We start from the raw sequence: 22,812 nt of genomic DNA, 5'->3' as shown, positions 1-22,812 counted from the left end.
GGCCAGGGGGACGCCGGTGGTCCGCCGGGCGCGAAGGGCATGACGCCGTCCCGCCCGCCGGACCGGACGGCGGACGGGACGGTGTTCTCGACGGGCGGCGGCGGCAGTGACGGCGGCAGCGGCGGGGGCGGCGGTGGCGCCCAAGGGGCCGCGGGCGGCGAGACGTTCGGCGGCCCGGCGCCGAGGTCCGGGGCCCGGCCGTCGCCCGGCCCGCCGTCGCGCCGCCCGCCCTGCGCCGCGACCCGCTCGGCCGAAGCCCCCGGGGGGCCGGGGGCGTCCGTCGGGGGCTGGAGGGGGGACCAGGGGTCACGCACGCCGCACCTCCGCCAGCGACCACCAGGCCGCCAGGCCGAGGACGACGGACATCAGCACCGTCGAGGGGCCGCCGATGTCCGCGTAGAAGAAGTCGATGAGCTGCCAGGCGAGCAGGCCGGTCGCGACCAGCGCGCAGTCCGCGCCGAGCCCTCGCCGGCGCAGGGCGGCGACCAGGAGGGCGGCCCAGCTGCCGGCGAGGGCGAGAAGGCCGACGAGGCCCTGCTCGCTGAGGACGAGGAGGTACATGTTGTGCGGGGACAGCAGCGGCTGCCGCGCGAAGGCGGCGCCCGCGCCGGCCGTGTCGCTGCCCGAGGACAGCGCCAGGGAGGCGTTGGAGTCGCGGTACGCGGGGAAGCCCTTCAGGCCCACGCCCGTGAGCGGCTCGCTGCGCCACATGCGGCCCGCCGCCGCCCACATCGTGTACCGGTCCGTGACCGACTGGTCGGGCGCGGCCGTCACCTGCGTGATGCTGGTGACCCGCTCCTTCACCATGTCCGAGCCGATGCCGAAGCCGCCGACCAGCACGACCCCCAGTGCGGCCACGACGAGCGCCACCCGGCCGGCCCGGCGCAGCCCGGACAGGAGCAGCTGGAGTCCGCAGGTGAGGAGCGTGGCGATCCACGCCCCCCGGCTGAAGGACAGCACCAGCGGGACGAACAGCGCGGCGGCGCACGCCAGCGCGACGGTCCTGGCACGGCCCGCCGTGCCGCCGAGCGCCAGACCGGCCGCGATGACGAGGCCGTACGCGACGACCGTCGCCATGCCCATCACGTCGGTCGCCCCGAAGGTGCCGACCGCCCGGATGTCCTCGCCCTGGTACGACGCGCCCGTCCCCGTCAGGAACTGGAGCACGCCCACCGCGCCCTGGAGCAGGGCGAGGCCGACGAGGGCCCAGGCCAGCACGGCGAAGTCCCGGCGGTCGCGGATCGACAGCAGGACCGCCGCCGGGACCAGCACGAAGATCTGCACGTAACGGGCGACGCCCGGCAGGCTCGCGCCCGGGTCGTTGGAGGTGATCGCGGCCAGGCAGACGCCGAGCACCGGCAGGCCGAGCACGACGGCCGCCGCCCGGGTCAGCGGACGGGCCCCGCTCCGTAGCAGCCGCACCAGGCAGATCAGCACCAGCAGCCCTGACGCGGCGTCAGCGACGGTGCCGGTGCCGCCCGTACCGCCCTGCGCGCCGCCCCCGCCGCCCGGCACGAGCAGCAGCGCGATCACGGCCAGGACCGGGGAGAGCGCCCCCGTCCTGCGCGCCCACTCCCGGACGCCCGGGCCGGACTCCGGTACCGCCACGGCCGCCGTCGTCATCGTCGCCATCCTCAGCTTCCTGTCGGTCGCACGAGGCCGGCCGCCGTGCGCAGCAGGATGCACACGTCCTGCCAGAGCGACCAGTGGTCGATGTAGTGGTTGTCGAAGCGGCAGCGGTCCTCGATCGAGGTGTCGCCGCGCAGGCCGTGCACCTGGGCGAGCCCGGTGAGCCCCACCGGCATCCGGTGCCGCGCCGCGTAACCGGCGTGCACCCGGCTGAACTGCGCGACGAAGTACGGGCGTTCGGGCCGCGGCCCGACCAGGCTCATGTCCCCGCGCAGCACGTTCCACAGCTGCGGCAGCTCGTCGAGCGAGGTCTTCCGCAGGAAGTGCCCGGCGGCGCTCATCCGGTGGTCGTCGGCGACGCTCCACCGGGTCGCCGACTCCGTCTCGTCGACCGGCTTCAGCGTACGGAACTTCAGCAGCGTGAACAGGCGCCCGTTCTGCCCCACCCGCTCCTGCCGGAAGAGCACCCCGGGACCGTCCGAGAGGCGCACCGCCAGGGCGCACAGCAGCAGCACCGGCAGCGCGCACGCCAGCGCGGGGGCGGCGAGCGCCACGTCCAGGGCCCGCTTCGCGGTCAGGCCGCGCCGCTCGCCGATCGGCACCAGGCGCCGGCAGCCGTAGCCCCACAGGTGGTCGCCCATCGGCTCGTCGGCGAAGTCGCCGCCGATCCGCCAGGTCGTACAGCCGTAGTGCTGGAAGAGCGTCACGAGCCCGGCGTCCTCGGTCAGGAAGATCGCGTCGCGGACCGTGTTCTGGATGACCGCCCGGTGGATCTCCTCCGTGGTCGTCAGCACCGGGAGCCCCCGCTCGCCGTCCGGGCGGGCGCCGACGACGCCGACCGGCCGGATGCCGTACTCCGGGTGCTGCCCGAGCGCGGCCGCGAACCGGCGCGCCGGCCCCAGGGGGCCGACCACCAGCGCCGACCGGGGGTGCGCCCGCGCCACGCGGCGCCGGCGCCCGTGCACGAGCCCGCGCAGCGCGGTCACCGCCACGACGTGCGCCGCGTACGCGACGCTCAGCCGCAGCGGCCCGATCGCGAGCGCGGGGGCGTACGCGGCGGCCGCGGCGGCCGTCACGCACCAGGCGACCCCGGCGCGGGCGGCGAGCGCGGGCACCTCGTCCAGGACGCCCACGGGCACGCCGGCCCGCCGGTACAGACCGGCCCGGCCGTCGAGCAGCACGACGAGACCGGCCACGAGCAGCGCCGGCTCCCAGCGCCGGTGCGCCTCGGACAGCAGACAGACCGCGAGCAGTACGGCGAGCGCGTCGGCGACGACCATCGGCAGCGCGGCGAGGCGCTGCCGCCCCGGCCGGCGCGGCGGCAGCGCGAGGCGGTCGGAACCGCCGCGCGGCGACGTGAGGGAGGCGAGCCCCGTGAAAGGGCCCGCGGCGGGCCAGGGGCCCGGCGAAGGAGGGACGCTGGTGCTTTCCGTAGTCACTGTGCGATCGGCTCTCTGTGCTCCGTGCACCGCACTCCGGCCAGTTCGCGGTAGAGCTCCGCGACGGCCGCGCCGGTGCGCCGCACATCGAATCTGCTGAGTACGTGCTCGCGGGCCTCCCGGCCCAGCGAGTGCCGCAGCTCGGGCCGGGCCAGAAGCCGGCCGATTGCTGCGGCGAGGGCGGCCGGGTCCTCGGGCGGGACCAGGCACAGCTCCTCGTGGCCGGGCGGCAGGCTCTCGCGCGCCCCGTCCACGTCACCGACGACCACGGGCCGGCCGCTCGCCATCGCCTCCAGCGGCGCGAGCGCCATGCCCTCCCAGCGGGAGGGGAGGACGACGACGTCGGCGGCCCGGTACCAGGGCGCCGTGTCGGCCACCGCCCCGACGAAGGTCACGGAGGCGCCGGCGGCGGCCCGCAGCGGCTCCGCGTCCGGCCCGTCGCCGACCAGCACGAGCCGCGCGCCCGGGACCCGCGCGACCACCTCGGGCCACGCGGCGAGCAGCACGTCCTGTCCCTTCTGCCGGCAGAGCCGCCCGACGCAGACGACGACGGGGCCGGCGCCGGCCGCCTCCTGGGCGGCCGGGCCCTGTCCGGGCACGGCGGGTCCCACGGCGGTGGGGGCGCCCGACGGCACCGCCTCCGGCACGGTCGGCGTCCGGGCGCCGGCCGCCGGGGCGGTCGGGTCGCCGCCGGGCGCCGGGACGTACGCGGTCCCGCCACCGGGTGCCGGGACGTCGGCCGCCGCCGGCCTCGGGGTGAAGCGGTTCGTGTCCACGCCGTTGTGGATCACGGACCAGGGCGCCCGGACCCCGGCGCTCTCGCCGGTGTGCCGCTCCGCCTCGCTGACGCAGACCACGCGGGCCGTCCAGCGCGCGGCGGCGCGTTCCCAGCGGCGGGCGAGGGCCGCCGTCGTGCCGTCGACCGCCTCGAAGGACCAGGCGTGCGGCTGGTACACGGTCGGGATCCGGCCGCGCAGCGCGAGCCGGGCGCAGAGCCCGGCCTTGGCGCTGTGCGCGTGCACCAGGGCGGGGCGCGTCGTACGGATCAGCCGGGCGAGCTCACGGGTCTCGCGGAACAGGCGCGGGCCCGGCTCGCGGCCGGCCCGCCAGGCGTAGGTGTCGGCCCCCTCGGCCCGTACCGACGCGGCGAGTTCGGTGCCGGGCGGGCAGGCCACGGCCACCCGCAGCCCCGCCGCGAGCTGTGCCCGGACCAGATCGGTGACGACCCGGGCGACGCCGCCGTCGCCCGGCTGGACCGCGTGCAGCACGTCCGGGCGCACGTCACCGCCGGGCGTCCGCCCGTCGGACGACGTCCGCCTGGAGGAAGAGCGCGCCGAGCCAGACGGCGTCCTTCCGGCTTCCGAGGCGGATGTGGAAACGATCGGCCCCATGGCGCAGCGCCCCCCGCAGATCGAAGACGTCGGAGTCGTACCCCAGGGTGTTCTGACGAACGGGCTGTCGTTTCATCCGACTTGTTCCCGAATCCGTGATGCTGGAGTTCATCACGTCGTCCGCGGAATTCGCGGAATCGGAGATCAGGCTGCGCGTGACGCCGGTCGCCAGACCGGTTTCCACGGCGAGGTAATCCCCGGAAGTCCCCCGGTCGCCGTCGTAGGCGACGAGTCCGAGCCGGCCGTTCGCGGCCCGGGGAATGCGGTCCTTGCCGAGCGCGAGCGGGATTCCGAGCTCCGCGTTCTTCGGACCGAGCGTCTCGAAACCGTCCCACACGGCCAGTCGGCGCAGCGGCTCGGCGGCTTTCTCGTACGCCGCGACCAGCGTCCAGCCGCCCCAGCCGCCGACCGCCGAACGGCCCTTCGCCACGTTCACCTGGGCGACGGTCCACAGCCCCGGCCGGGCCGAACGGACCAGTTGCGTGACGTCGGCGGAGGCCTGGAAGGCGTCCGCGCCGTCCGCGGTGCGGTGCCCGACCGTGGAGTCGGCGAGCACGGCCTTGTACCGGCCGCCGGGCTCGGCGATCAGCACCCGCCCGTTGTCCTTGGGCGGCTTCTGCTCGCCGACGCGCAGGTTCCCGCCCCAGTACAGGCGGGCCCAGCTGACCCGGGCCCCGGCGGGTACCCGCAGTTCGGCCCGGCTGGAGTTGTAGGTGTTGGGGTCGCTGTCGACGTCGACGTACGCGACGGTGGCGCCGTCGTTGGCCTTCTCGGTGCCCTTGGCACCGGTCGCCGAGGTGTTGGCGGCCCGCACGATCCCACCGTGCTGGACGGCCGTGTACCGCGGCGCGAAGGGAACGCGCGCGGCCTCCCCAGGCCGGGGCGCGACGGCGGAGGCGGCCGGGAGCACGGCGGACAGTGCCGCGCACGACACGGCGCACACCAGGCCCCGACGTACGGCATGAACGGCATCAACCGCTGAATTCCGCATACAGGTTCTCCGCTGAGATGAGAGAAGGAGAGGAAGACCCGTGGAGACCGGGGGCGAGGAAGGAGTCGTCCGCGCGAAATGGATGAACGCGCGAGGGGACCGGAAGCAACGTTCGGGAACGTTATAACCCCCACGGCGGGCGATAGTAAGCATTAGATGCTCACAAACGCTAACTTCCGTACCCAAGCGGCAGGTTCCTCGTTGAGCGTGTTGCGCCTTTCTGGGGCCGGTCACTCGAATGACCCTCTTATGGCCCAAAGATCGGTTGAACGTCACCCGTTCGGGAGAGCAACCGATGAAATCCCAGGGCGTTGTTGAAGCAGCCGGGCAATACCGTCCGCGCCGTCCGAGTAGTGAATCGATCGAGGAGACGTTCTCCATGTCGCGTATCGCCAAGGCTGTCGCCCTGTCCGTGGGTGCCGCCGCCGCTGTCGCCGGCGCCGCCGGTGTCGCCGCCGCCAACTCCGGTGCCGAGGGCGCGGCCGTGCACTCCCCGGGCGTCCTGTCCGGCAACGCCGTCCAGGTCCCGATCCACATCCCGATCAACCTGTGCGGCAACACCGTCAACATCATCGGCGCGCTGAACCCCGCCTTCGGCAACACCTGCGTGAACGCCGACTTCTGATCTCGCACGCCGGATCGTGGTCCTTCCGAGGCCGGCGCGCCGCCCCGTCCAGGGGCGGCGCGCCGGCCTTTCGCCGTCTGCTCACCGTGGTGACTCGTTCGGGCGCACCCCGTGCGCCGTGGGGTGCAACGGCGTACGCCCTCCGGAGAGGCAGGTCAGGAGGGTGGATTCACTCGAACGGAGACGTGGCGCTCAGTAGTTCTCCGGTTGCGGAGCGCTATACCCGCAGGCACGGTGGCGGAGAAGTTGTCCGGCGCATAAGGAAAAGGAACACATATGCGTCCCCTGGTCTCACGCCGCATCACCGTCCTGGCGATATCCGCCGCCGTCACCCTCGGTACGGCGGGTCCCGCCTGCGCCGACGAACTCCGCCCGTCCCGCCCGGCACCCCACGCCGGCACCCGAGCCCCCCTTCCCGACCGGGCCGCCCTCCTGGCCCAGGCCGAGGCCCTCGGCGAACTCGGCCCCGTGAGCGCCCCGGTGGCCGAGCTGGTCACCGCCGCCCTCAAGGCCCACGACGGGCGACTGCCCGTCGCCACCGCCGACGCGTTCAGGGCCAAGATCAAGACCGCCGTCGACGCGGCGAAGGCCGCGGCCCCCGCCCGCGTCCCCGACCCCCCGACCGACCCGGCCGCGGACACGTCGGCGGTGAAGCCGCCGGCAGCGGACGCGGAGACGGTGAAGCCGCCGGCTGCCGACGCCGACGCGGTGAAGCCGCCGGCTGCGGACACGCCCGCTGTGACTCCGCCGGCCGCGGACGCGGGGGCGGTGAAGCCGCCGGTCGCGGACGGGTCCGTCGTGACTCCGCCGGCAGCTGACGCTTCTGCGGTGAAGCCGCCGGCTGCGGACGCGGACACGGTGAAGCCGCCGGCCGCGGACACGTCTGCTGTGACTCCGCCTGCTGCTGACGCGGACGCGGTGAAGCCTCCGGCTGCGGACGCTGACGCAGTGAAGCCGCCCGCCGCAGACGCTGTGAAGCCGCCCGCCTCGGATACGTCCGTCGTGACGCCGCCGGCTGCTGACGCGGGCACGGTGAAGCCGCCGGTTGCGGACACGCCCGTCGTAGCTCCGCCGGCTGCGGAGGCGGACGCGGTGAAGCCGCCGGTCGCGGAAGCGGTGAAGCCGCCCGCTGCGGATACGTCCGTCGTTTCTCCGCCGGCTGCTGACGCCTCGGCGGTGAAGCCGCCTGCCGCGGACGCCGTGAAGCCGCCGGCTGCGGACGCGGACGCTGTGAAGCCGCCGGTTGCGGAAGCGGTGAAGCCGCCCGCCGTGGATACGTCCGTCGTGTCTCCGCCGGCTGCTGACGCCTCGGCGGTGAAGCCGCCTGTCGCGGACACGTCCGCTGTGATTCCGCCGGCCGCTGACGCGGACGCGGTGAAGCCGCCCGCCGCGGACACCTCCGCCGTGAAGCCGCCTGCCGCGGACACGTCCGTCGTGACCCCGCCGGCCGCCGAGGTCCCGGCCGCCAAGCCGTCCGAGGTGGAGGCCCCCGCAGTGGTGCCGCCCGCCGCCGAGGCGCCGGCCGTGACGCCGTCCGCGCTGAGCTCGACCACGCCCGCCGGCCTGCCCCTGCCGGCCGGCACCAAGGCGGCGGCCGCGCCCGCCGACCTCATCGGCGACACGCTCGCCGCGGTGCAGAAGGCGGTCGCCGACCTCCTCGCGACCGTCACCTCCGCCAGCCCCACCGGTCTCCTCTCCCAGGTGACCTCGACCCTGTCCTCGCTGGTCAACCTGGTCACGGCCACCCTCGGCGGCGTGCTGCCGAGCACGGACCTGGCGAGCCTGCCCGGTGTTCCGGACCTGTCGGCGGTCAAGCCGCCGTCCACGGACGCCCTTCCGGTCACGCCGCCCTCCACGGACGACCTCGCGGTCACGGCGCCCGTCTCCACGAGCGGCCTGCCGGTGAAGTCGCCGCTGCCGGTCCGCTAGCCGACCGCACCCGGGTCGTGCCCGTCCAGGACTCCTGGGCGGGCACGCCCCTTTTCGCGCCCCTCGCACGCCTCCTCCGCGCATTCGATCGGCAAATAGCACCGGTCCTCATCGTTCGGGTGCAGTGTCGAGAAATCCCCGATCCCGGAGTTTCCGGGGAGCGGACGTCTCGTTACAGGAAGTGGAACGGCGTACCGGGAATCCCCAACACCCCTGTACGGCAAGCGAGTTGCACACTATGGGAAGGAACCTCTTCATGAAGCCCACCAAGGTTGCCGCGGCCCTCGCCGGTTCTGTGATGGCCCTGGGCGTCGCCGCGCCCGCGATGGCCGCAGGATCGCTGGTGCCCACCAGCCTGGACGGTGGACTCGGCGGGCTCACCAGCAGCGGGCTGACGACGGACGCGCTCAGCAGCACCACGGACGGCTCGCCCGTCAAGACCGTCTCCGACACCGCGAACCAGCTGAACCAGACCGGCAAGGACGGCTCGCTCCTCGGCGGTCTCCCGCTCGGTGCCGCCAACCCGCTCGGCGGCTGACGGCCGGTCGGACCACCCTGCTGTGAAAGGCCCTGGCGGACTCCCCCTTTGCCAGGGCCACACTCTTGCCCTTTCCTGACGTCCGATTGAATGATTTTCGGATTGTCTGCCGTGTTGCCTCGGCCCTTCGGCCCTTTCGTCTTCCTACGCTCACGCCATCCGCACGCGCCCGGACGGCGTGCGCGGAAACGGGCCGGTCGTCGGAGCGAGGGGGGATCCTCGCCGGTTTCTCCCTGTCCCAGAGGAAGAGCGGTATGCGATCCAACATCAGCAGCAAAGTGCTCATCACCGCCGCGGCGACCGGCATCCTGTCGCTCACCGGCGGCTTCGCCCTGACCATGAGCTCCGTGGCCGCCACGGGGAACTCGCCCGGACCGGACGGCGGACAGCACATGCAGGGGCCCCTGCCGGGCAATGTGTGTGGGATCCACGGACAGCTGGGGGATCTCGTCTCCGCCGCGGTCGCCGACATCTGCCACCAGGCGGTCCAGTCCGCCGTCGGCGGCGGTGCCGATCACGACACGCCCGGCGGCTACGGGGACGACGGCCCCGGCGGCTACGGCGACGAGGGCGGTACGCCGCCCGGCGGTCACCCGACCCACCCGACCCACCCGACTCACCCGGGTTGTGAGGAGGGCGGCTACGGCTGCGAGACGACGTCGCCTCCGACGTCCCAGCCTCCGACCACCTCGCAGCCCCCCACGACGTCGCAGCCTCCGACCACCTCCCAGCCTCCGACGACGTCGCAGCCTCCGACCACCTCCCAGCCTCCGACGACGTCGCAGCCCCCGACCACCTCCCAGCCGCCCACGACGTCGCAGCCCCCGACCACCTCTCAGCCCCCCACGACGTCGCAGCCTCCGACCACCTCGCAGCCTCCGACCACCTCTCAGCCCCCCACGACGTCGCAGCCGCCCACCACCTCCCAGCCCCCGACCACCTCTCAGCCTCCGACGACGTCGCAGCCTCCGACCACCTCGCAGCCCCCGACCACCTCGCAGCCCCCCACCACCTCCCAGCCCCCCTGTGAGGGCTACGGCTGCGAGGGGCCCGGTGGGACCACGCCGCCCGGGCACCCCAGTCACCCCGGTCACCCGAGCGAGCACCCCCACCTGCCCGACACCGGTAGCGACTCGGCCGCGCTCATGGGAGCCGCCGCGATCAGCGCCGCGCTCCTCATCGGCGGTTCCGTGATGTACCTGCGCGGTGGACGCGTGGTGCGCAACCGCAACCACTGACGCCGCGGAAGCGCCCACCGGCGCCCCGCACTGATGCCGCGTCAACCAAGGCCCCCGCCCTCACCGGTGGGGGCCTCGCGTTGCTGCACTCAGGCGAAACCCGTCACGAAACCGGGCCGCAACTCGTTTGCAGGACATGAATCTGCGATCTCACGCCGGCCTGGGTCTCCTCGCCGCCGCCCTCGCCTCCGCGGCCCTGGCGCCCTCCGCCGCCGCGGACGCCCCGGTGGTCGTTCCGCTGCAGGGTCTCGAGCCGGTCCTCCCGATGGACGCCCCGTCGATCGAGACCGGCGTCCCCACGCCGGTCCCCGGCGCGCCCACCGGCTTCCACGAGGGCGCCGGCGCGCTGCCCGACCTCACCCTCCCCCGCGTCCCGCTCGACAGCACCCTCTCGGAGACCGACATCGCGGCCCCGCTCCCCGAGCTGCTCAAGGGCAGCGAGCCGGGCACGGCCGAGGTGACCAGCCCCCGTTCGGAGATGAAGGCCGTCACCCCGGGCGCCACCGTGGGCAACGCGCTGCTCACCCCGCAGGGCGACGGGCTGGCCGGCCTGCCGAAGCTCGCTGTGCCGGAGGTCGGTGTCCTCACGCCCGCGGTAACCGGTGCGCTCGACCCGCAGCTGGGCCTGGCCCCGTAACGTACGAGCTTTTGTACGACCAATGAGCCGGCGGGTGAAGACACGATTCTTCCCGCCACTCGCAGGGTCACGGCTCGTTGCAACAGAAGGCTTGTCGCATGGCCGCGGCCCGCGGATCCCCGACCGCTCCGTCGTATCCGACGGCGGGTGGAACGGGTGGTCCGCGGGCCATTCCCTCTCCTTTTCCCATTTCTCCGTCCCGTTCGGCGCAACGGCCGTGACCCCTGGGCCGCCGCGCCGTTGAAGGACACATGTGACCGTGATGCTCGCGGTCGCTTTCCACGTTCAAGGAGTTCCTGATGTCTCGCATCGCGAAGGCTGCCGCTGTCATCGCCGGCACCGGTGCCGTTGCCCTCAGCGGAGCCGGCCTGGCCGTCGCCGACTCGGGCGCCGAGGCCGTCGCCGCCCACTCGCCCGGCGTCGGTTCCGGCAACGTCGTGCAGGTTCCGGTCCACGTGCCGATCAACCTCTGCGGCAACACCGTCAACCTCGTCGGCCTGATCAACCCGGCCTTCGGCAACCAGTGCGCGAACGTCGACGGTGGCCACGACGACGGCGGCTACGGCGGCTGATCCTCGGCCCCCGCTGAACGGAGCGTCCCCCCGGCCCGCGCGGGCCGGGGGGACGCTCTCATGCGTAGCGGTAGATGCCGCTGTGGTCGAGCAGCTCCGCCGGGGTCACGTTCCACGGACCCATCCGCTCGTGCAGCGCGGCGACCTTGCGGTACTGCGGGTCGCCGAGCGGCGGCGGGTCCTTGGGGAGATAGCCGGCGCCCGGGTTGCGGGCCTGCCAGCGCGACCACAGCAGGTCGACGTAGGCGTGGTGCAGCCAGAAGACGGGGTCGTTGACGGAGCCGCCGCCGAGCATCAGGCCGCCGACCCAGCGGTGCACCCGGTTGTGCAGCTGGAAGCGGGTGTTGCCCTGCCCCTGCGCCCAGCCCTCCAGTCGGTTGCGGAAGCCGGAGCGGCTGGTGGAGTTCCACGGCGCCGAGTCGTAGGTCCGCTCCCGCAGGGCCTCGTCGACCTGGGCGGACGTCGGCAGGTCGAGCGGATCGCGGGGGCGTCCGAAGTCCCGGCTCAGGAACCGCTGTTCCGTCATGCCGTAGCGCAGGGTCCAGCGCCCGCTCGCGTACGCGAAGGGGCCGGTCATGACCTGGAAGTCGCCGGGGCGGCCGTTGCCGCCCATGAAGTCCTCGCTCCACAGCGAGGCGGCCGGGGTTCTGTCCAGGGTCCAGTCCCAGTACGGCACGGTCACCGACGGGTCGATCCGGCGCAGCGCCCGTTCGAACTCCAGCAGGAACTTGCGGTGCCAGGGCAGGAAGCTGGGGCACATGTGGGCGACCCGCAGCTTGCCCTCGCCGTCGGCGACGTAGTGGTCGATGTGGGTGCGGACGAAGTCGTCGTACGTCCCGGTCCGTTTGAGTTCGAGGACGGCGGAGACGAAGCGCTTCTTCTCCGCGCTGGTCAGATCGCGCTGGTTCTTACGCGTGTACGCCACGGGGGCTCCCTCCCGGGTGGACGCCGTGGCCGGCGGCGAAGCGGCTCAGCGGGGCGGGGCCCAGCCCGTCCACGGCCGCGCGGGCGGCCGCCAGCGGCGTCGGACAGGACTCGTAGTGGTCGATCGGGCTGACCCAGCCGCCGTCGGCGCAGCGCATCAGGTGCAGGGGCCGGCCGTCGACGAGGACGACGGGCTCGCCGGAAGGCCCGCGCATGCCCCGGACGTGTCGCCCGCCGTACATCTCGTCGAAGACCGACGGGTCCTCGGGAGCCGACGGTGCGGCCGCGATACGGGTCAGCGCGCCGCCCGTGAACGCGCCGACGGCAGCGGCGAAAAGGGAACGCAAGGCCACGCGGCGAGGGACGATCATGAGTGATCTCCTGGGGTCGACTGATGCCCTCTGGGCACAACGAGGAAAGCCCCGGTTCGTTGCGGCGGAAATACCGGCGGACGGAATGTCGGCCGAACGAGTGAATTCGGCGGAGGGTGCCGGGTGTTCGTCCCCTAGCATCCGGATCCATGACCACTTCCAACGTCCTGTCCTCGGCGCACAGCGCCCATTCGATGGGAACGCTCACCGTCATCTCGTGGACCCTCGGGCCCACCGACGACATGCCCGCCACCCCCTTTCTGATGGTGTATTCGATCGGCGACGGCCTGCACGGCCCCGAGGCGGGCGAGGCGGAGCTCCGGGAGACCCTGGAGGGCATGGGCGTGCCGATCGGCGGCATCGTCGTCGACGCCGGCCAGGACCGGGGGATCGGCGCGCACCTGCTCGTCGAGGCGGAGCGGGCCGTGCTCACCCTGCCGTTCATGAACGCGCAGTGCCAGGTGCCGGTGGAGTGGCAGGAGGCGGCGTACGCGACCGGCCACGTCATCGTGAAGGTCCCGGTCGTTCCGTGGCCGGACGCGGCGCCGGGGGCGCCGGTCGACGAGGACCGCCTCAAGGCGTTCATCTCCGCCGACGACGTAGTGCGGAACACGGGCCACATCGCGGTGCCGGTGAGCCGGATCCAGGGCTGACGGACGGGGGCGGCCTCATGGCGACGGTCAACGTACGGGGCGGAGTGCCGGGTCAGCGGCAGCAGGAGGACGGGCCTGCGGGCGGAGCGGGGACCGGCGCGAGCCGGGCCTTCGCCTGGATGCTGGTCGTGACGGGAGCGGCCGGTGTGCTGGCCGGCTGGGTCATCACGATCGACAAGTTCAGGCTCCTGGAGGACCCGGGCTTCCAGCCGGGGTGCAGTCTCAACCCGGTGGTCTCCTGCGGCAGCGTCATGAAGAGCGAGCAGGCCGCGGTGTTCGGCTTCCCGAACCCGATGCTCGGTCTCGTGACGTACGCCGTCGTCGTCGCCGTGGGCGCCGGAATCCTGGCCGGCGCCCGCTACCGCGGCTGGTTCTGGCTGGGGCTGAACGCCGGGATGCTGTTCGGCGTGGGCTTCTGCACCTGGCTGATGCAGCAGTCGCTGTACGAGATCAACGCGCTGTGCCTGTGGTGCTGCCTGGCCTGGGCCGCCACGATCACCATGTTCTGGTACGTCACCGCGCACAACGTGCGGAACGGGCTGCTGCCCGCGCCGGCCGGCGTGCGGACCTTCCTCGGCGACTTCACCTTCGCGCTGCCGGTGCTCCACATCGGGATCATCGGGATGCTCGTCCTGACCCGTTGGTGGGAGTTCTGGACCAGCTGACGTGCGCTCCTTCCTGACCTGGCCGCGGGTGGCACTGGCCGTGCTGCTCGCGGCCGTTCTCGTGTTGCTGCTGGCGTACGAGCGGCTGGCGCCGGGCGGAGGGCAGGGCGAGGAGCCGACGGCGCCGTTCGGTCCGCCGTCGCCGCCGGTACCGGTGCCGGGGGTGCCGTCGGGGTTCTTCACGGGCTCCGACGAGGCGGGGGTGCGGCGGATCGCCGAGGTGGAGAAGTGGCTCGGCGGGGAGCCGCTGACCGTCGGGCACACGTATCTGCCGGGCGACCGCTGGTCCAACATCGAGGGGCACCGGGCCCTGTTCGAGCCGTGGGCGCGGTGGAAGGAGCAGCGGCCGGGGCGGCTGTTCGTCCTCAACGTGCCGCTGCTCGACCGCAACGAGGAGGGCCTGGACGACGCCCGGGTGCGGGCGGGGCTGCGGCGCGGGGCGGCCGGGGAGTACGACCGGCACTTCCGGACGCTCGGCGCCCGGCTCGTGGAGCACCGGCTCGCGGACGCGGTCCTGGTGCTCGGCTGGGAGATGAACGGCACCACGTACAGCCACCGCTGCGGGCCGGACCCGGAGGCCTGGAAGGCGTACTGGCGGCGGGTGGTGTCGGTGCTGCGCGAGGTGCCTGGGCAGCGCTTCCGCTTCGACTTCACGCCGAGCCGCGGTCTCGACGCCGTCGCCTGGCCGCGCTGTTACCCGGGCGACGACGTGGTGGACGTCATCGGGCTCGACGCCTACGACCAGCCCGCGGGCGTCCCGTTCGAGGAGCAGGTGACGGAGGCGTACGGGCTGGCCTTCCACGCCCGGTTCGCGGCGGCGCACGGGAAGCCGGTGTCGTTCCCGGAGTGGGGGCTGTTCCGCAACGGGGACAACCCGGACTACGTCCGCGGGATGCTGGAGTGGTTCGCGCGGCACCGCCCGGTGTACCAGACCTTCACCGACTACTGCCCGCACGGCGTGTGGGGGTGCGTGGAGAACCCGCGGTCGAGCGAGGTGGTCAGGGCCGGTCTGGGCCGGGGGAGCGGAGCGTCAGACCGGCCTTGAGGATGTCGACGGTCCGGTCGAGCAGCGGGACGAGGGCGTCGTCGCCGCCGCCGTGCTCGGCCCAGTGCACGGTGGCCTCGCGCAGCGCGCCGAGGACGGCCGCGGTGAAGACCCGCACCTCCAGGTCGTCGGGGGCGCGGCCGGTGCGCTCGGCGACGGCGGCGGAGAGCAGCCGGCCGGTCTCGGCGGTGGTCTCGGTGAGGCGGGCGCGGACTGCGGGGGTCTCCACGACGAGGCGGGCGCGCAGCCGGGTCTCCTCCGGCTCGCGGGCCAGGGAGGCGGTGACGGCGTCGAGGACGACGGCCCGCAGCGATTCGAGCGGCTCCTCGCCGGCGGGGCGGGCCCGCAGCCGGGCGAGCAGCAGCTCGTCCTGGTCGTCGGTGAGGAGGATGTCCTCCTTGGCCGGGAAGTAGCGCACCACGGTGGAGGGGGAGACCTCGGCCGCCGCCGCGATCTGCTCGATCGTGGTCGCCTCGTAGCCCTGGGCGGCCACCAGCCGGTAGGTGGCCTTCCGGATCGCGGCGCGGGTCTTCAGCTTCTTGCGCTCACGCAGGCCGGGGCGCTCGGACGGGACGGGCATGCCCGTCATTGTGCCTGGTCAGACCGTCAGGCGTGCTGGTAGGCGACGATCGAGATGCCCACGTAGTGAACGGTGAACGCGGCGAGGGTCAGGGAGTGGAAGACCTCGTGGAAGCCGAACCAGCGGGGTGAGGGGTTGGGGCGCTTGATGCCGTAGACGACCCCGCCCGCGCTGTAGAGCAGGCCGCCGACGATCACGAGGACCAGGACGGCGATGCCGCCGGTCCGCATGAAGTCGGGCAGGAAGAAGACGGCGGCCCAGCCCATCGCGATGTAGCAGGGGGTGTACAGCCAGCGAGGGGCGCCGACCCAGAAGACCCGGAAGGCGATGCCCGCGACCGCCGCCGCCCACACCGCCCACATGAGCGGTCGGCCGGTGGAGTCGGGGAGGAGCAGCAGGGTCAGCGGGGTGTAGGTGCCCGCGATGATCAGGAAGATGTTGGCGTGGTCGAGGCGCCGCAGCACCGCCTCGCCGCGCGGGCCCCAGTCGCCGCGGTGGTAGAGCGCGCTGATGCCGAACAGCAGGCAGGCGGTGAGGGCGTAGATCCCGCAGGCGATGCGGGCCCGGGGCGAGTCCGCCAGGGCGACCAGAACAATCCCCGCGACGATCACCGCGGGGAACATTCCGGCGTGCAGCCAGCCTCTGAGTCTGGGCTTCAGCGGGAGCGGCAGCGCCGCGCGCTGCTCCGTGGCGATGAGGTCCGGCGTGGCTGCAGTCATGGACCCGCATGCTACCTACGCGATCGTAAGTACCGGATATGAGTGGCGATGCTCACGTGTGAGGCCCTCTGGACAGATGGGCGATAGCATCGGATGATCAAATGAGTGCGGTCGGCACCGGATGAGCGCCTACGACGCATCCGGGTCGCAGCCCCCAAGGGGCATACATCTAAAAAACCCCTCTTCAAGGAGCAATCGTGGCGCGCGACAACGCGGCTCCCTCCACCGTCCCCACCCAGCACCAGGAACTCGTGTCCTGGGTCAACGAGATCGCCGAGATCACCCAGCCCGACAGCATCGTCTGGTGCGACGGGTCCGAGGCCGAGTACGAGCGCCTCTGCGAGGAGCTCGTCGCCAAGGGGACCTTCAAGAAGCTCGACCCGGTCAAGCGCCCGAACTCGTACTACGCCGCCTCCGACCCGACCGATGTCGCGCGGGTCGAGGACCGGACCTTCATCTGCTCCGAGAAGGAGGAGGACGCGGGCCCGACCAACCACTGGAAGGCCCCCGCGGAGATGAAGGAGATCTTCGCCGGCGAGAAGGGCATCTTCCGTGGCTCCATGAAGGGCCGCACCATGTACGTGGTGCCCTTCTGCATGGGCCCGGTCGGCTCCCCGCTCTCCGCCATCGGCGTCGAGATCACCGACTCCGCGTACGTCGCCGTCTCCATGCGCACCATGACCCGCATGGGACAGGCCGTCCTCGACGAGCTCGGCACCGACGGCTTCTTCGTCAAGGCCGTCCACACCCTGGGCGCCCCTCTGGACGAGGGCCAGGAGGACGTTCCGTGGCCGTGCAACTCCACCAAGTACATCTCGCACTTCCCCGAGAGCCGCGAGATCTGGTCGTACGGCTCGGGCTACGGCGGCAACGCCCTGCTCGGCAAGAAGTGCTACGCCCTGCGCATCGCCTCCGTCATGGCGCGGGACGAGGGCTGGCTCGCCGAGCACATGCTCATCCTCAAGCTGACGCCGCCGCAGGGCGAGGCGAAGTACGTCGCCGCCGCCTTCCCGTCGGCCTGTGGCAAGACCAACCTCGCCATGCTGGAGCCCACGATCTCCGGCTGGACGGTCGAGACCATCGGTGACGACATCGCCTGGATGCGCTTCGGCGAGGACGGCCGCCTCTACGCGATCAACCCCGAGGCCGGCTTCTTCGGCGTCGCCCCCGGCACCGGCGAGCACACCAACGCCAACGCCATGAAGACCCTCTGGGGCAACTCGGTCTTCACCAACGTCGCGCTCACCGACGACGGCGACGTGTGGTGGGAGGGCATGACCGAGAAGGCGCCCGCGCACCTCACCGACTGGAAGGGCAACGACTGGACGCCGGAGTCCGAGACCCCGGCCGCCCACCCCAACGCCCGCTTCACCGTGCCGGCCGCGCAGTGTCCGACGATCGCCCCGGAGTGGGAGGACACCAAGGGCGTCCCGATCTCCGCGATCCTCTTCGGCGGCCGCCGCGCCTCCGCCGTGCCGCTGGTCACCGAGTCCTTCGACTGGAACCACGGCGTCTTCCTCGGCGCCAACGTGGCCTCCGAGAAGACCGCCGCCGCCGAGGGGAAGGTCGGCGAGCTGCGCCGCGACCCCTTCGCCATGCTGCCCTTCTGCGGCTACAACATGGGCGACTACATGGCCCACTGGGTCAAGGTCGGCGCCTCCGCGGACGCCACGAAGCTGCCGAAGATCTACTACGTCAACTGGTTCCGCAAGAACGACGAGGGCAAGTTCGTCTGGCCCGGCTTCGGCGAGAACAGCCGCGTCCTGAAGTGGATCGTCGAGCGCCTCGACGGCAAGGCCGAGGGCGTCGAGACCCCCATCGGCATCCTGCCGACGAAGGAGGCCCTGGACACCGACGGCCTGGAACTGGCCGACTCGGACCTGGACTTCCTGCTCACCGTCGACAAGGAGGTCTGGCGCGAGGAGGCCGCCCTGGTCCCCGCGCACCTGGAGACCTTCGGCGAGCACACCCCGAAGGAGCTGTGGGACGAGTACCGCGCGCTGGTCGAGCGCCTGGGCTGATCCCCTGACAGCACCACGAACTCGTGGCGGGTTGCCCCGATTTCCGCCCTGACCAGCTGGGGTCACGACGGCCCGCCACGACGCATCCGGCCCCCGGAGCCCCCTCACGGCTCCGGGGGCCGGCGCACGTCCGCCCGCCCGCCGGAACCCCGGACGGCCCCGGGACCCTCACCGCCCCCGGTCCTCCAGATAGCGCGTGTGCGTCTCCTGCCGGCGCACCTCCGCCTCGCGCAGCACGTCCGCGATCGCCGCGGCCTCCCCGTACAAGGCCGTCAACTGGCGCTCCAGATGGCGCTCCGGCGGCTCCGATCCGGGTACGACCCGGGACCACCAGCGGCTCCGTACGAACGCGTCGACCGCCTCCGGAACGTCCTGGCGCACCGCCCGAGCCAGCACCCGCAGCTGCTCGGGATCGCTCACCCAGCCCGGTTCGAGCAGCGCCTCCACCAGGGCGTCCCACTCCGTCAGCCGGTCCCGCGCGGCCGGCGGCAGCTCCACCTCGGCGAGATAGCCGCGCAGCCTCGCCAGGTCGGCGCGCAGCGCGTCCAGCTGCTCGGCCGGGTCCGGGAAGGGCGGGGGCGCGGTGCGCTCGGGCGGGGCGATCAGCGCCCCCGCCCCGTACAGGCCGGCGACCACCACCGGCCACAGCGAGCCCGCGGCGCCGGTCAGGGCGATCCCCACCCCGGCCAGGCCGCAGGCGCAGCCCGCGAGGTTCTTGCGGGACTCGACGTACCTCAGGACCGGGTTACTGGTAGCCACGGATCTCCTCGAAGGCCCCGTCGAGCGAGCCCCGGGTCGCGTCGAACAGGCGCCCGCCGGTGAGCTGGGCGATGTGCTCGAGCGCGGCCCGGTCGGAGTCCCCGAAGAGGATCGGGAAGACCGGGATGCGCCGACCGGCCGGGGTCAGCGACGTGGCGTGGAAGTCGTCGAAGGCGGAGGCCGGGTCGCCGTCGGTGTTCGCGCCGTCCGTCATCAGGACGATCGACCGGAACGTCCCGCCCGAGGGGTCGTCGCCGAGCCGCGCGTACGCCTCCTGGAGGCTGGAGTAGATCGCGGTGCCGCCGGAGGCGGAGAGCCCGGCCGCGTCGGACCGGATCGCGTCGAGCGCGGCCTTCGGCGAGGCCGGATCGACGGTGTGGGTGCGGACCTCGGCGCTCTTCACCGAGGAGCCGAACGGCATCAGCGTCACCTCCTCGCGGTCCCGGAAGTCCCCGGTGAGCTGCACGAGCGCCGCCTTCAGCCGGTCGAGCCGCTCGCCCGCCATCGAACCGGAGGTGTCGAGGACGTAGACCGTGCGGGACGGACGCCGCAGCTTGTTGTCGTACGAGTCGAGCAGCCCGTCGGCGACGGAGCGGCTGCCGGGGAAGGGCAGTTCGCGCCGGGGGTCCTTCGCGAGCCGCGCCGCAGGGGCGACCCCGGGCACGACCGGGCGCCGCAGGGTCGTGTCGGTGATGCGGCGCTGCACGTCCGGGGTGCGCAGATGGGCGGCGAGCCGACGGGCCGCGTCCTTCGCCTCGGGGCGGGCGGCGGTGAGCGAGGTCAGCGGATAGTCCGCCGTGACCACCCCGTCCGCCGGGCGGATCACGGTCAGCTCGCCCGGTATCGACAGCAGCACCGACTCGTAGTTGACGAGCGCGTCGACGTCGGAGCGGCGCGAGAACGCGGTGGCGAGCCAGCCCGAGGAACCGGAGGTCAGCGTCTGGCCGGCGAAGAACTCCTTCAGCTTCGGCGTGGCCGTCCGCACGTCCTGGTCGGTGAGCGCGGACTGCGCGCCCGACAGCCCCGAGGCGACCGAGACCAGCGCGGAGAAGCCGGAGTGGGAGCGGAGCGGGTCCGTCATCCCGTACCTCAGCTTCTTCGACGCGACGGCCTGGTGGATCTGGGCCCAGGTGACCTTCTCCGGGTCCCAGTTCAGCGCCCTCACGACGGCGGGCCGGACGCCGAACGCGACCGGGGAGGTCATGATCGGGGTCTCGCCGGTGATCTTCCGGGCGGTGTCCGGGCGCAGCCGCAGGTAGTCGTTGGACGACAGCCAGACCGCGTCGAACCGCTGGTCGGCCTCGCCCGAGGCGATCCGCTCGACGGCGTCCAGGGTCCCCGCGTAGGTCGGCGCCACGGTGACGCCGGTCGCCTTGCGGGCCTCCTCCAGGACGGGCGCCAGGTCGGCGAGCTCGGAGGAGGCGAGGACCCGCAGGGTGCCGGGGCGGTACTCCTGGCTCCGCGCCTTCCTGCCGCTGTCGTCGTCCCTCGTCCCGCCGTCGCCGTCGCCGGCGGTGTCGCAGGCCGTGCCGGTGAGGGCGAGCAGGGCGGCGAAGGCGGCCGCGGCCAGGCGGGCGCGTACGGATCGGGTGGCGCGTACGGATCCGGTGGCGCGTACGGATCGGGCGGCGCGTACGGTGCTCATCCACGGCCTCCTTCGAGGAGGCCCCGGCCCCGGGCGCCGTCGCCGGTGCCGCCGCGGTCCTCCCGGGTGCGCTCCAGGTAGGCGCTCGCGGTGCGCAGTTCGGCGGTGAGCGAGTCGACCGTCTGTGCCATCGACTCGGTCGCACGGATCTTGTAGGTGTCGATCGCGTCGAGCGTGGTGTAGATCTGCTGGAAGGCGGTGCGCACGGTCTCCAGGCCCACCGCTGGCTCGGCGGCGAGCCGCTGGATGTCCCCGGACTGGCCGGCGAGCGCGGCCGCGTTGCCCTGGACGAGGGTCTCGGTCGTCCCGCGCAGGGCCTCGACCTGCTCGACGACCTTCTTCTGGTGGTCGAGCGCGGAGGCCAGCATCACCGCGATCCGCAGCGCGGTCACGGTCGTCGTGGCGGCCCGGTCGACGCCCTTGATCAGCTCGTCGTTGTTGCGGCGCACCACGTCCATCGCCAGATAGCCCTGGGCGCACACGGCGAGCTGGGTCAGCAGGTCCTGGTGCTTCTGCCGCACCGGGAAGAGCACGTCGGCGCGCAGCGCGTCGGCCTGCGCCGGGTCCGCGGTGCCGGCGAGCCGCCGCTCGACGGCCGCGTCGAGGGCCTCGGCCAGCACGGCGTACTCCTGGAGCCTGCCCATGGTGTCCCAGAGCCGGGCCCGCTCGGTCTGCAAGGCGGCGTTGTCGCGGCGGAGTTCGTCCTGGCCGCCGCGCAGCGCGTCGAGGATCCGGTTGATGGTGGCCTGCGAGGAGGCGTACTTCGCGATGTGGTCGCGCAGCCTGTTGCCGCCCGGCAGCCTGGACAGCAGGCCGCGCATCCCCTTGGCGGGGGCGTCGCGCGGGTCGAGGTCCTCGACGGTGCGGCGCAGCTCGACGAGCGAGCCCCCGACCCGGGTGGTCGCGTCGCCGCCCGCGTCGCCGAGCGAGCGGACGGTGCGGTCCAGCATCCGGTTGGACTGCTGGGCGGCGGTGCGCATCTCGCCCTCGCCGAGCGCCGTGATCTCGCCGACCCGCCCGGCGAACTCGGGGGAGCGGGCGTCGAGACCGGCGAGCGAGGCGACGTATTCGGCGGCGCGCCGGGCCATCTCCGTACGGACGGCGTCGTCGAGCGGGACGAGCGTGGCGGCCTGCTCGGCGCGGACCGGGGCGACCGGCTCGGGCGGGGTGAGCACGAGCGGGCTGTCCGGGCCGAGCGGGGTGTTCGTGGGTGTGGTCATGCGGTGCCCCCCTGGTCGCGGGCCTTCAGCGCCATGGCGTGCAGCACCTTGGAGGTGGGCACGGGCGCCTGGCGGACCCCGCCGAGCGTCTGGTTGAGGTAGCCGGTGTGGCCGGCGGTGGCGGCGGTGAACTCGGCGGCGGCGCCCTGCGGGCGGAAGCCGTGCCGGACCGCGAGCTTGCGCAGCTCCGGGTCGGAGGACAGGAGTTCGCCGAGGGTGCGGCCGGCCTCGGTGAGCGGAACGAGGGTGTGGTCGCTGTTGACCGTGGTGTCCGGGTAGAGGACCACGAGGTCACCCATCTCCTGCCGGGCGAGGAGCTGCGCGGCGACCTGCGACTCGTACACCAGGACCAGCGGGTTCCCCACGCCGCTGACGAAGTCCCGGAAGGGCGCGTCCGAGCTCGACTGCTGGGCGCCCTGCACCTGGATGAGCTTGCGCAGCAGCGGTGCGGTGCGCTCCACGGCCGCCTGGTCCCCGGCGACCCGGCCGCCGTCGGCGACATAGCTCGCGGCGGCGAGGTAGAGCGCGCCGGAGTTGGAGGCGACGGGGTCGGTCGAGGTGATGAAGAGCGTTCCGCTCAGCTCGGGGTGCCCGGCGGATCCCTTGAGCTGCTGCCAGGTGCGGTCGTCGCGGGCCGCCGCGAGATAGGCCCCCATCTGCAGGGTGCCGGTGCGGCCGCCGGCGCCGAGGGTGGCCAGGCCGTTGCCGGCGAGCACCTTGGCGGCGGCGCTGTGCGCGACGACCACGAGCGGCGAGTAGAAGGGCCGCAGCGGGGCGGCGGTCACCTTCGTCCTGGTCCTCAGCTCGTCGGCGGGCGCCTTGGCGGACGGGAACGCGAAGTCGTAGCCCTTGAGGGGCAGTTGCTCCATGTCCCAGGACCCGGAGGTCTCCGTCCGTACGGTGAGGCCCCTGGCTGCCAGGGCCTTCACGACCTCGGGATCGGCGAAGAACTCCGCCTTCTCCGACCCGATCACTCCTCGCACGGTCTTCGTTGCCGTGCCACTGTCGTCCTGGTCGCCGCCCACCACGAGGGCGGCGGCCACGCCGCCCAGGAGCAGGACGGCGAGGACGATTCCCAGAATGCGTCTCACGCGGGCAGCGTGCTCGCGGAAACCCACATTCCAGGGGGAGTTGGGTGTACGGACGGTGAAGCGGCGATCCCGGTAGGGAACCGGAGCGCGGGGTACCGTCACCGGCTCGGCCACGGAGGGGCCACGGCCG

The 22,812-nt window shown here is 73.2% G+C and carries 22 protein-coding genes; 10 read left to right on the top strand and 12 right to left on the bottom strand.

From position 1 onward, the window contains the following. Nucleotides 1-306 precede the first annotated feature (306 nt). Genes ACIGXE_RS19655 through ACIGXE_RS19640 form a run of 4 tightly spaced genes read right to left on the bottom strand, consistent with a single transcriptional unit; the run spans nt 307 to nt 5,450 of the window. Complete coding sequence (locus ACIGXE_RS19655) at nt 307-1,632, bottom strand: O-antigen ligase family protein (RefSeq protein WP_399749001.1); 1,326 nt, start codon at nt 1,630-1,632, stop codon at nt 307-309. Between the two features lie 2 nt (nt 1,633-1,634). Then, entirely contained in the window at nt 1,635-3,068 is a 1,434-nt protein-coding gene (locus ACIGXE_RS19650; protein WP_399748999.1) for a sugar transferase, read from the bottom strand. Further along, nucleotides 3,065-4,348 (bottom strand): glycosyltransferase, encoded by a 1,284-nt coding sequence (locus ACIGXE_RS19645; RefSeq protein ID WP_399748998.1) that lies wholly within the window; start codon nt 4,346-4,348, stop codon nt 3,065-3,067. Before ACIGXE_RS19645 ends, ACIGXE_RS19650 begins: the two co-directional genes overlap by 4 nt. A 1-nt stretch (nt 4,349) precedes the next feature. Then, complete coding sequence (locus ACIGXE_RS19640) at nt 4,350-5,450, bottom strand: DUF3344 domain-containing protein (RefSeq protein WP_399748996.1); 1,101 nt, start codon at nt 5,448-5,450, stop codon at nt 4,350-4,352. Between the two features lie 379 nt (nt 5,451-5,829). On the opposite strand from ACIGXE_RS19640, the gene ACIGXE_RS19635 reads away from it, so the two are divergent. The 6 genes from ACIGXE_RS19635 to ACIGXE_RS19610 all read left to right on the top strand — a co-directional run bounded on the left by ACIGXE_RS19635 (nt 5,830) and on the right by ACIGXE_RS19610 (nt 10,989). Beyond that, nucleotides 5,830-6,075, top strand: coding sequence for a chaplin (locus tag ACIGXE_RS19635; RefSeq protein ID WP_399748995.1), 246 nt, complete (start codon nt 5,830-5,832; stop codon nt 6,073-6,075). Between the two features lie 276 nt (nt 6,076-6,351). Further along, complete coding sequence (locus ACIGXE_RS19630) at nt 6,352-8,004, top strand: hypothetical protein (RefSeq protein WP_399748993.1); 1,653 nt, start codon at nt 6,352-6,354, stop codon at nt 8,002-8,004. Between the two features lie 256 nt (nt 8,005-8,260). Beyond that, nucleotides 8,261-8,542, top strand: a complete 282-nt coding sequence (locus tag ACIGXE_RS19625; protein WP_399748991.1) for a hypothetical protein — start codon at nt 8,261-8,263, stop codon at nt 8,540-8,542. 254 nt (nt 8,543-8,796) lie between these two features. Further along, a complete protein-coding gene (locus ACIGXE_RS19620; RefSeq protein WP_399748989.1) occupies nt 8,797-9,780 on the top strand; it encodes an LPXTG cell wall anchor domain-containing protein in 984 nt (327 codons plus the stop codon). A gap of 136 nt (nt 9,781-9,916) precedes the next feature. Beyond that, nucleotides 9,917-10,417 (top strand): hypothetical protein, encoded by a 501-nt coding sequence (locus ACIGXE_RS19615; RefSeq protein WP_399748987.1) that lies wholly within the window; start codon nt 9,917-9,919, stop codon nt 10,415-10,417. Nucleotides 10,418-10,716: 299 nt separating this feature from the next. Further along, nucleotides 10,717-10,989: a chaplin gene (locus ACIGXE_RS19610; RefSeq protein WP_399748985.1), complete on the top strand. Its 273-nt coding sequence runs from the start codon at nt 10,717-10,719 to the stop codon at nt 10,987-10,989. 58 nt (nt 10,990-11,047) lie between these two features. Here the strand turns inward: ACIGXE_RS19610 and ACIGXE_RS19605 are convergent, their stop codons facing one another. Further along, a complete protein-coding gene (locus tag ACIGXE_RS19605; protein WP_399748984.1) occupies nt 11,048-11,914 on the bottom strand; it encodes a tyrosinase family protein in 867 nt (288 codons plus the stop codon). Then, nucleotides 11,898-12,284 (bottom strand): tyrosinase family oxidase copper chaperone, encoded by a 387-nt coding sequence (locus ACIGXE_RS19600; RefSeq protein WP_399748983.1) that lies wholly within the window; start codon nt 12,282-12,284, stop codon nt 11,898-11,900. Before ACIGXE_RS19600 ends, ACIGXE_RS19605 begins: the two co-directional genes overlap by 17 nt. Before the next feature lie 149 nt (nt 12,285-12,433). Here ACIGXE_RS19600 and ACIGXE_RS19595 point away from each other — a divergent pair, with 149 nt between their 5' ends. The 3 genes from ACIGXE_RS19595 to ACIGXE_RS19585 are packed head-to-tail and all read left to right on the top strand — an operon-like array spanning nt 12,434 to nt 14,647. Next, nucleotides 12,434-12,937 carry a DUF5949 family protein gene (locus tag ACIGXE_RS19595; protein WP_399748982.1) on the top strand — a complete coding sequence of 168 codons (504 nt, stop codon included), beginning with the start codon at nt 12,434-12,436 and terminating at the stop codon, nt 12,935-12,937. A gap of 17 nt (nt 12,938-12,954) precedes the next feature. After that, on the top strand, nt 12,955-13,602 hold the full coding sequence (locus ACIGXE_RS19590) for a vitamin K epoxide reductase family protein (protein ID WP_399748980.1): 648 nt from the start codon (nt 12,955-12,957) through the stop codon (nt 13,600-13,602). Nucleotide 13,603: 1 nt separating this feature from the next. Next, nucleotides 13,604-14,647, top strand: a complete 1,044-nt coding sequence (locus tag ACIGXE_RS19585) for a glycoside hydrolase family 26 protein (protein ID WP_399748978.1) — start codon at nt 13,604-13,606, stop codon at nt 14,645-14,647. Here the strand turns inward: ACIGXE_RS19585 and ACIGXE_RS19580 are convergent. Then, a complete protein-coding gene (locus ACIGXE_RS19580; RefSeq protein WP_399748976.1) occupies nt 14,601-15,236 on the bottom strand; it encodes a TetR family transcriptional regulator in 636 nt (211 codons plus the stop codon). The two genes, ACIGXE_RS19585 and ACIGXE_RS19580, sit on opposite strands and share 47 nt — an antisense overlap. 17 nt (nt 15,237-15,253) lie before the next feature. Then, complete coding sequence (locus ACIGXE_RS19575; protein ID WP_399748974.1) at nt 15,254-15,946, bottom strand: hemolysin III family protein; 693 nt, start codon at nt 15,944-15,946, stop codon at nt 15,254-15,256. 197 nt (nt 15,947-16,143) lie between these two features. On the opposite strand from ACIGXE_RS19575, the gene ACIGXE_RS19570 reads away from it, so the two are divergent. Then, entirely contained in the window at nt 16,144-17,967 is a 1,824-nt protein-coding gene (locus ACIGXE_RS19570) for a phosphoenolpyruvate carboxykinase (GTP) (RefSeq protein WP_399748972.1), read from the top strand. Nucleotides 17,968-18,135: 168 nt separating this feature from the next. On the opposite strand, the gene ACIGXE_RS19565 is transcribed toward ACIGXE_RS19570, so the two are convergent. Genes ACIGXE_RS19565 through ACIGXE_RS19550 form a run of 4 tightly spaced genes read right to left on the bottom strand, consistent with a single transcriptional unit; the run spans nt 18,136 to nt 22,709 of the window. Further along, nucleotides 18,136-18,726 carry a hypothetical protein gene (locus ACIGXE_RS19565; RefSeq protein WP_399748970.1) on the bottom strand — a complete coding sequence of 197 codons (591 nt, stop codon included), beginning with the start codon at nt 18,724-18,726 and terminating at the stop codon, nt 18,136-18,138. Next, nucleotides 18,713-20,371, bottom strand: a complete 1,659-nt coding sequence (locus tag ACIGXE_RS19560; protein WP_399748968.1) for a substrate-binding domain-containing protein — start codon at nt 20,369-20,371, stop codon at nt 18,713-18,715. Before ACIGXE_RS19560 ends, ACIGXE_RS19565 begins: the two co-directional genes overlap by 14 nt. Next, complete coding sequence (locus ACIGXE_RS19555) at nt 20,368-21,591, bottom strand: toxic anion resistance protein (RefSeq protein ID WP_399748967.1); 1,224 nt, start codon at nt 21,589-21,591, stop codon at nt 20,368-20,370. The genes ACIGXE_RS19560 and ACIGXE_RS19555 overlap by 4 nt, the downstream gene beginning before the upstream one ends. After that, the gene (locus ACIGXE_RS19550) at nt 21,588-22,709 is read right to left on the bottom strand and encodes a hypothetical protein (RefSeq protein ID WP_399748965.1); all 1,122 of its coding nucleotides are present in this window, start codon (nt 22,707-22,709) and stop codon (nt 21,588-21,590) included. The genes ACIGXE_RS19555 and ACIGXE_RS19550 overlap by 4 nt, the downstream gene beginning before the upstream one ends. Nucleotides 22,710-22,812: the final 103 nt, after the last annotated feature.

Source organism: Streptomyces sp. NPDC053431, assembly GCF_044544925.1.
Classification (GTDB): Bacteria; Actinomycetota; Actinomycetes; order Streptomycetales; family Streptomycetaceae; genus Streptomyces.
Note: the sequence above shows the minus strand (reverse complement) of the source record. Positions and strands in the feature narration are given on the sequence as shown.

What these genes read in the sequence shown, in the direction of transcription:
- ACIGXE_RS19655 (WP_399749001.1), bottom strand. Translation starts at nt 1,632, where the DNA reads ATGGCGACGATGACGACGGCGGCCGTGGCGGTACCGGAGTCCGGCCCG.
- ACIGXE_RS19640 (WP_399748996.1), bottom strand. Translation starts at nt 5,450, where the DNA reads ATGCGGAATTCAGCGGTTGATGCCGTTCATGCCGTACGTCGGGGCCTG.
- ACIGXE_RS19635 (WP_399748995.1), top strand. Translation starts at nt 5,830, where the DNA reads ATGTCGCGTATCGCCAAGGCTGTCGCCCTGTCCGTGGGTGCCGCCGCC.
- ACIGXE_RS19630 (WP_399748993.1), top strand. Translation starts at nt 6,352, where the DNA reads ATGCGTCCCCTGGTCTCACGCCGCATCACCGTCCTGGCGATATCCGCC.
- ACIGXE_RS19625 (WP_399748991.1), top strand. Translation starts at nt 8,261, where the DNA reads ATGAAGCCCACCAAGGTTGCCGCGGCCCTCGCCGGTTCTGTGATGGCC.
- ACIGXE_RS19620 (WP_399748989.1), top strand. Translation starts at nt 8,797, where the DNA reads ATGCGATCCAACATCAGCAGCAAAGTGCTCATCACCGCCGCGGCGACC.
- ACIGXE_RS19615 (WP_399748987.1), top strand. Translation starts at nt 9,917, where the DNA reads ATGAATCTGCGATCTCACGCCGGCCTGGGTCTCCTCGCCGCCGCCCTC.
- ACIGXE_RS19610 (WP_399748985.1), top strand. Translation starts at nt 10,717, where the DNA reads ATGTCTCGCATCGCGAAGGCTGCCGCTGTCATCGCCGGCACCGGTGCC.
- ACIGXE_RS19600 (WP_399748983.1), bottom strand. Translation starts at nt 12,284, where the DNA reads ATGATCGTCCCTCGCCGCGTGGCCTTGCGTTCCCTTTTCGCCGCTGCC.
- ACIGXE_RS19595 (WP_399748982.1), top strand. Translation starts at nt 12,434, where the DNA reads ATGACCACTTCCAACGTCCTGTCCTCGGCGCACAGCGCCCATTCGATG.
- ACIGXE_RS19590 (WP_399748980.1), top strand. Translation starts at nt 12,955, where the DNA reads ATGGCGACGGTCAACGTACGGGGCGGAGTGCCGGGTCAGCGGCAGCAG.
- ACIGXE_RS19580 (WP_399748976.1), bottom strand. Translation starts at nt 15,236, where the DNA reads ATGACGGGCATGCCCGTCCCGTCCGAGCGCCCCGGCCTGCGTGAGCGC.
- ACIGXE_RS19575 (WP_399748974.1), bottom strand. Translation starts at nt 15,946, where the DNA reads ATGACTGCAGCCACGCCGGACCTCATCGCCACGGAGCAGCGCGCGGCG.
- ACIGXE_RS19560 (WP_399748968.1), bottom strand. Translation starts at nt 20,371, where the DNA reads ATGAGCACCGTACGCGCCGCCCGATCCGTACGCGCCACCGGATCCGTA.
- ACIGXE_RS19555 (WP_399748967.1), bottom strand. Translation starts at nt 21,591, where the DNA reads ATGACCACACCCACGAACACCCCGCTCGGCCCGGACAGCCCGCTCGTG.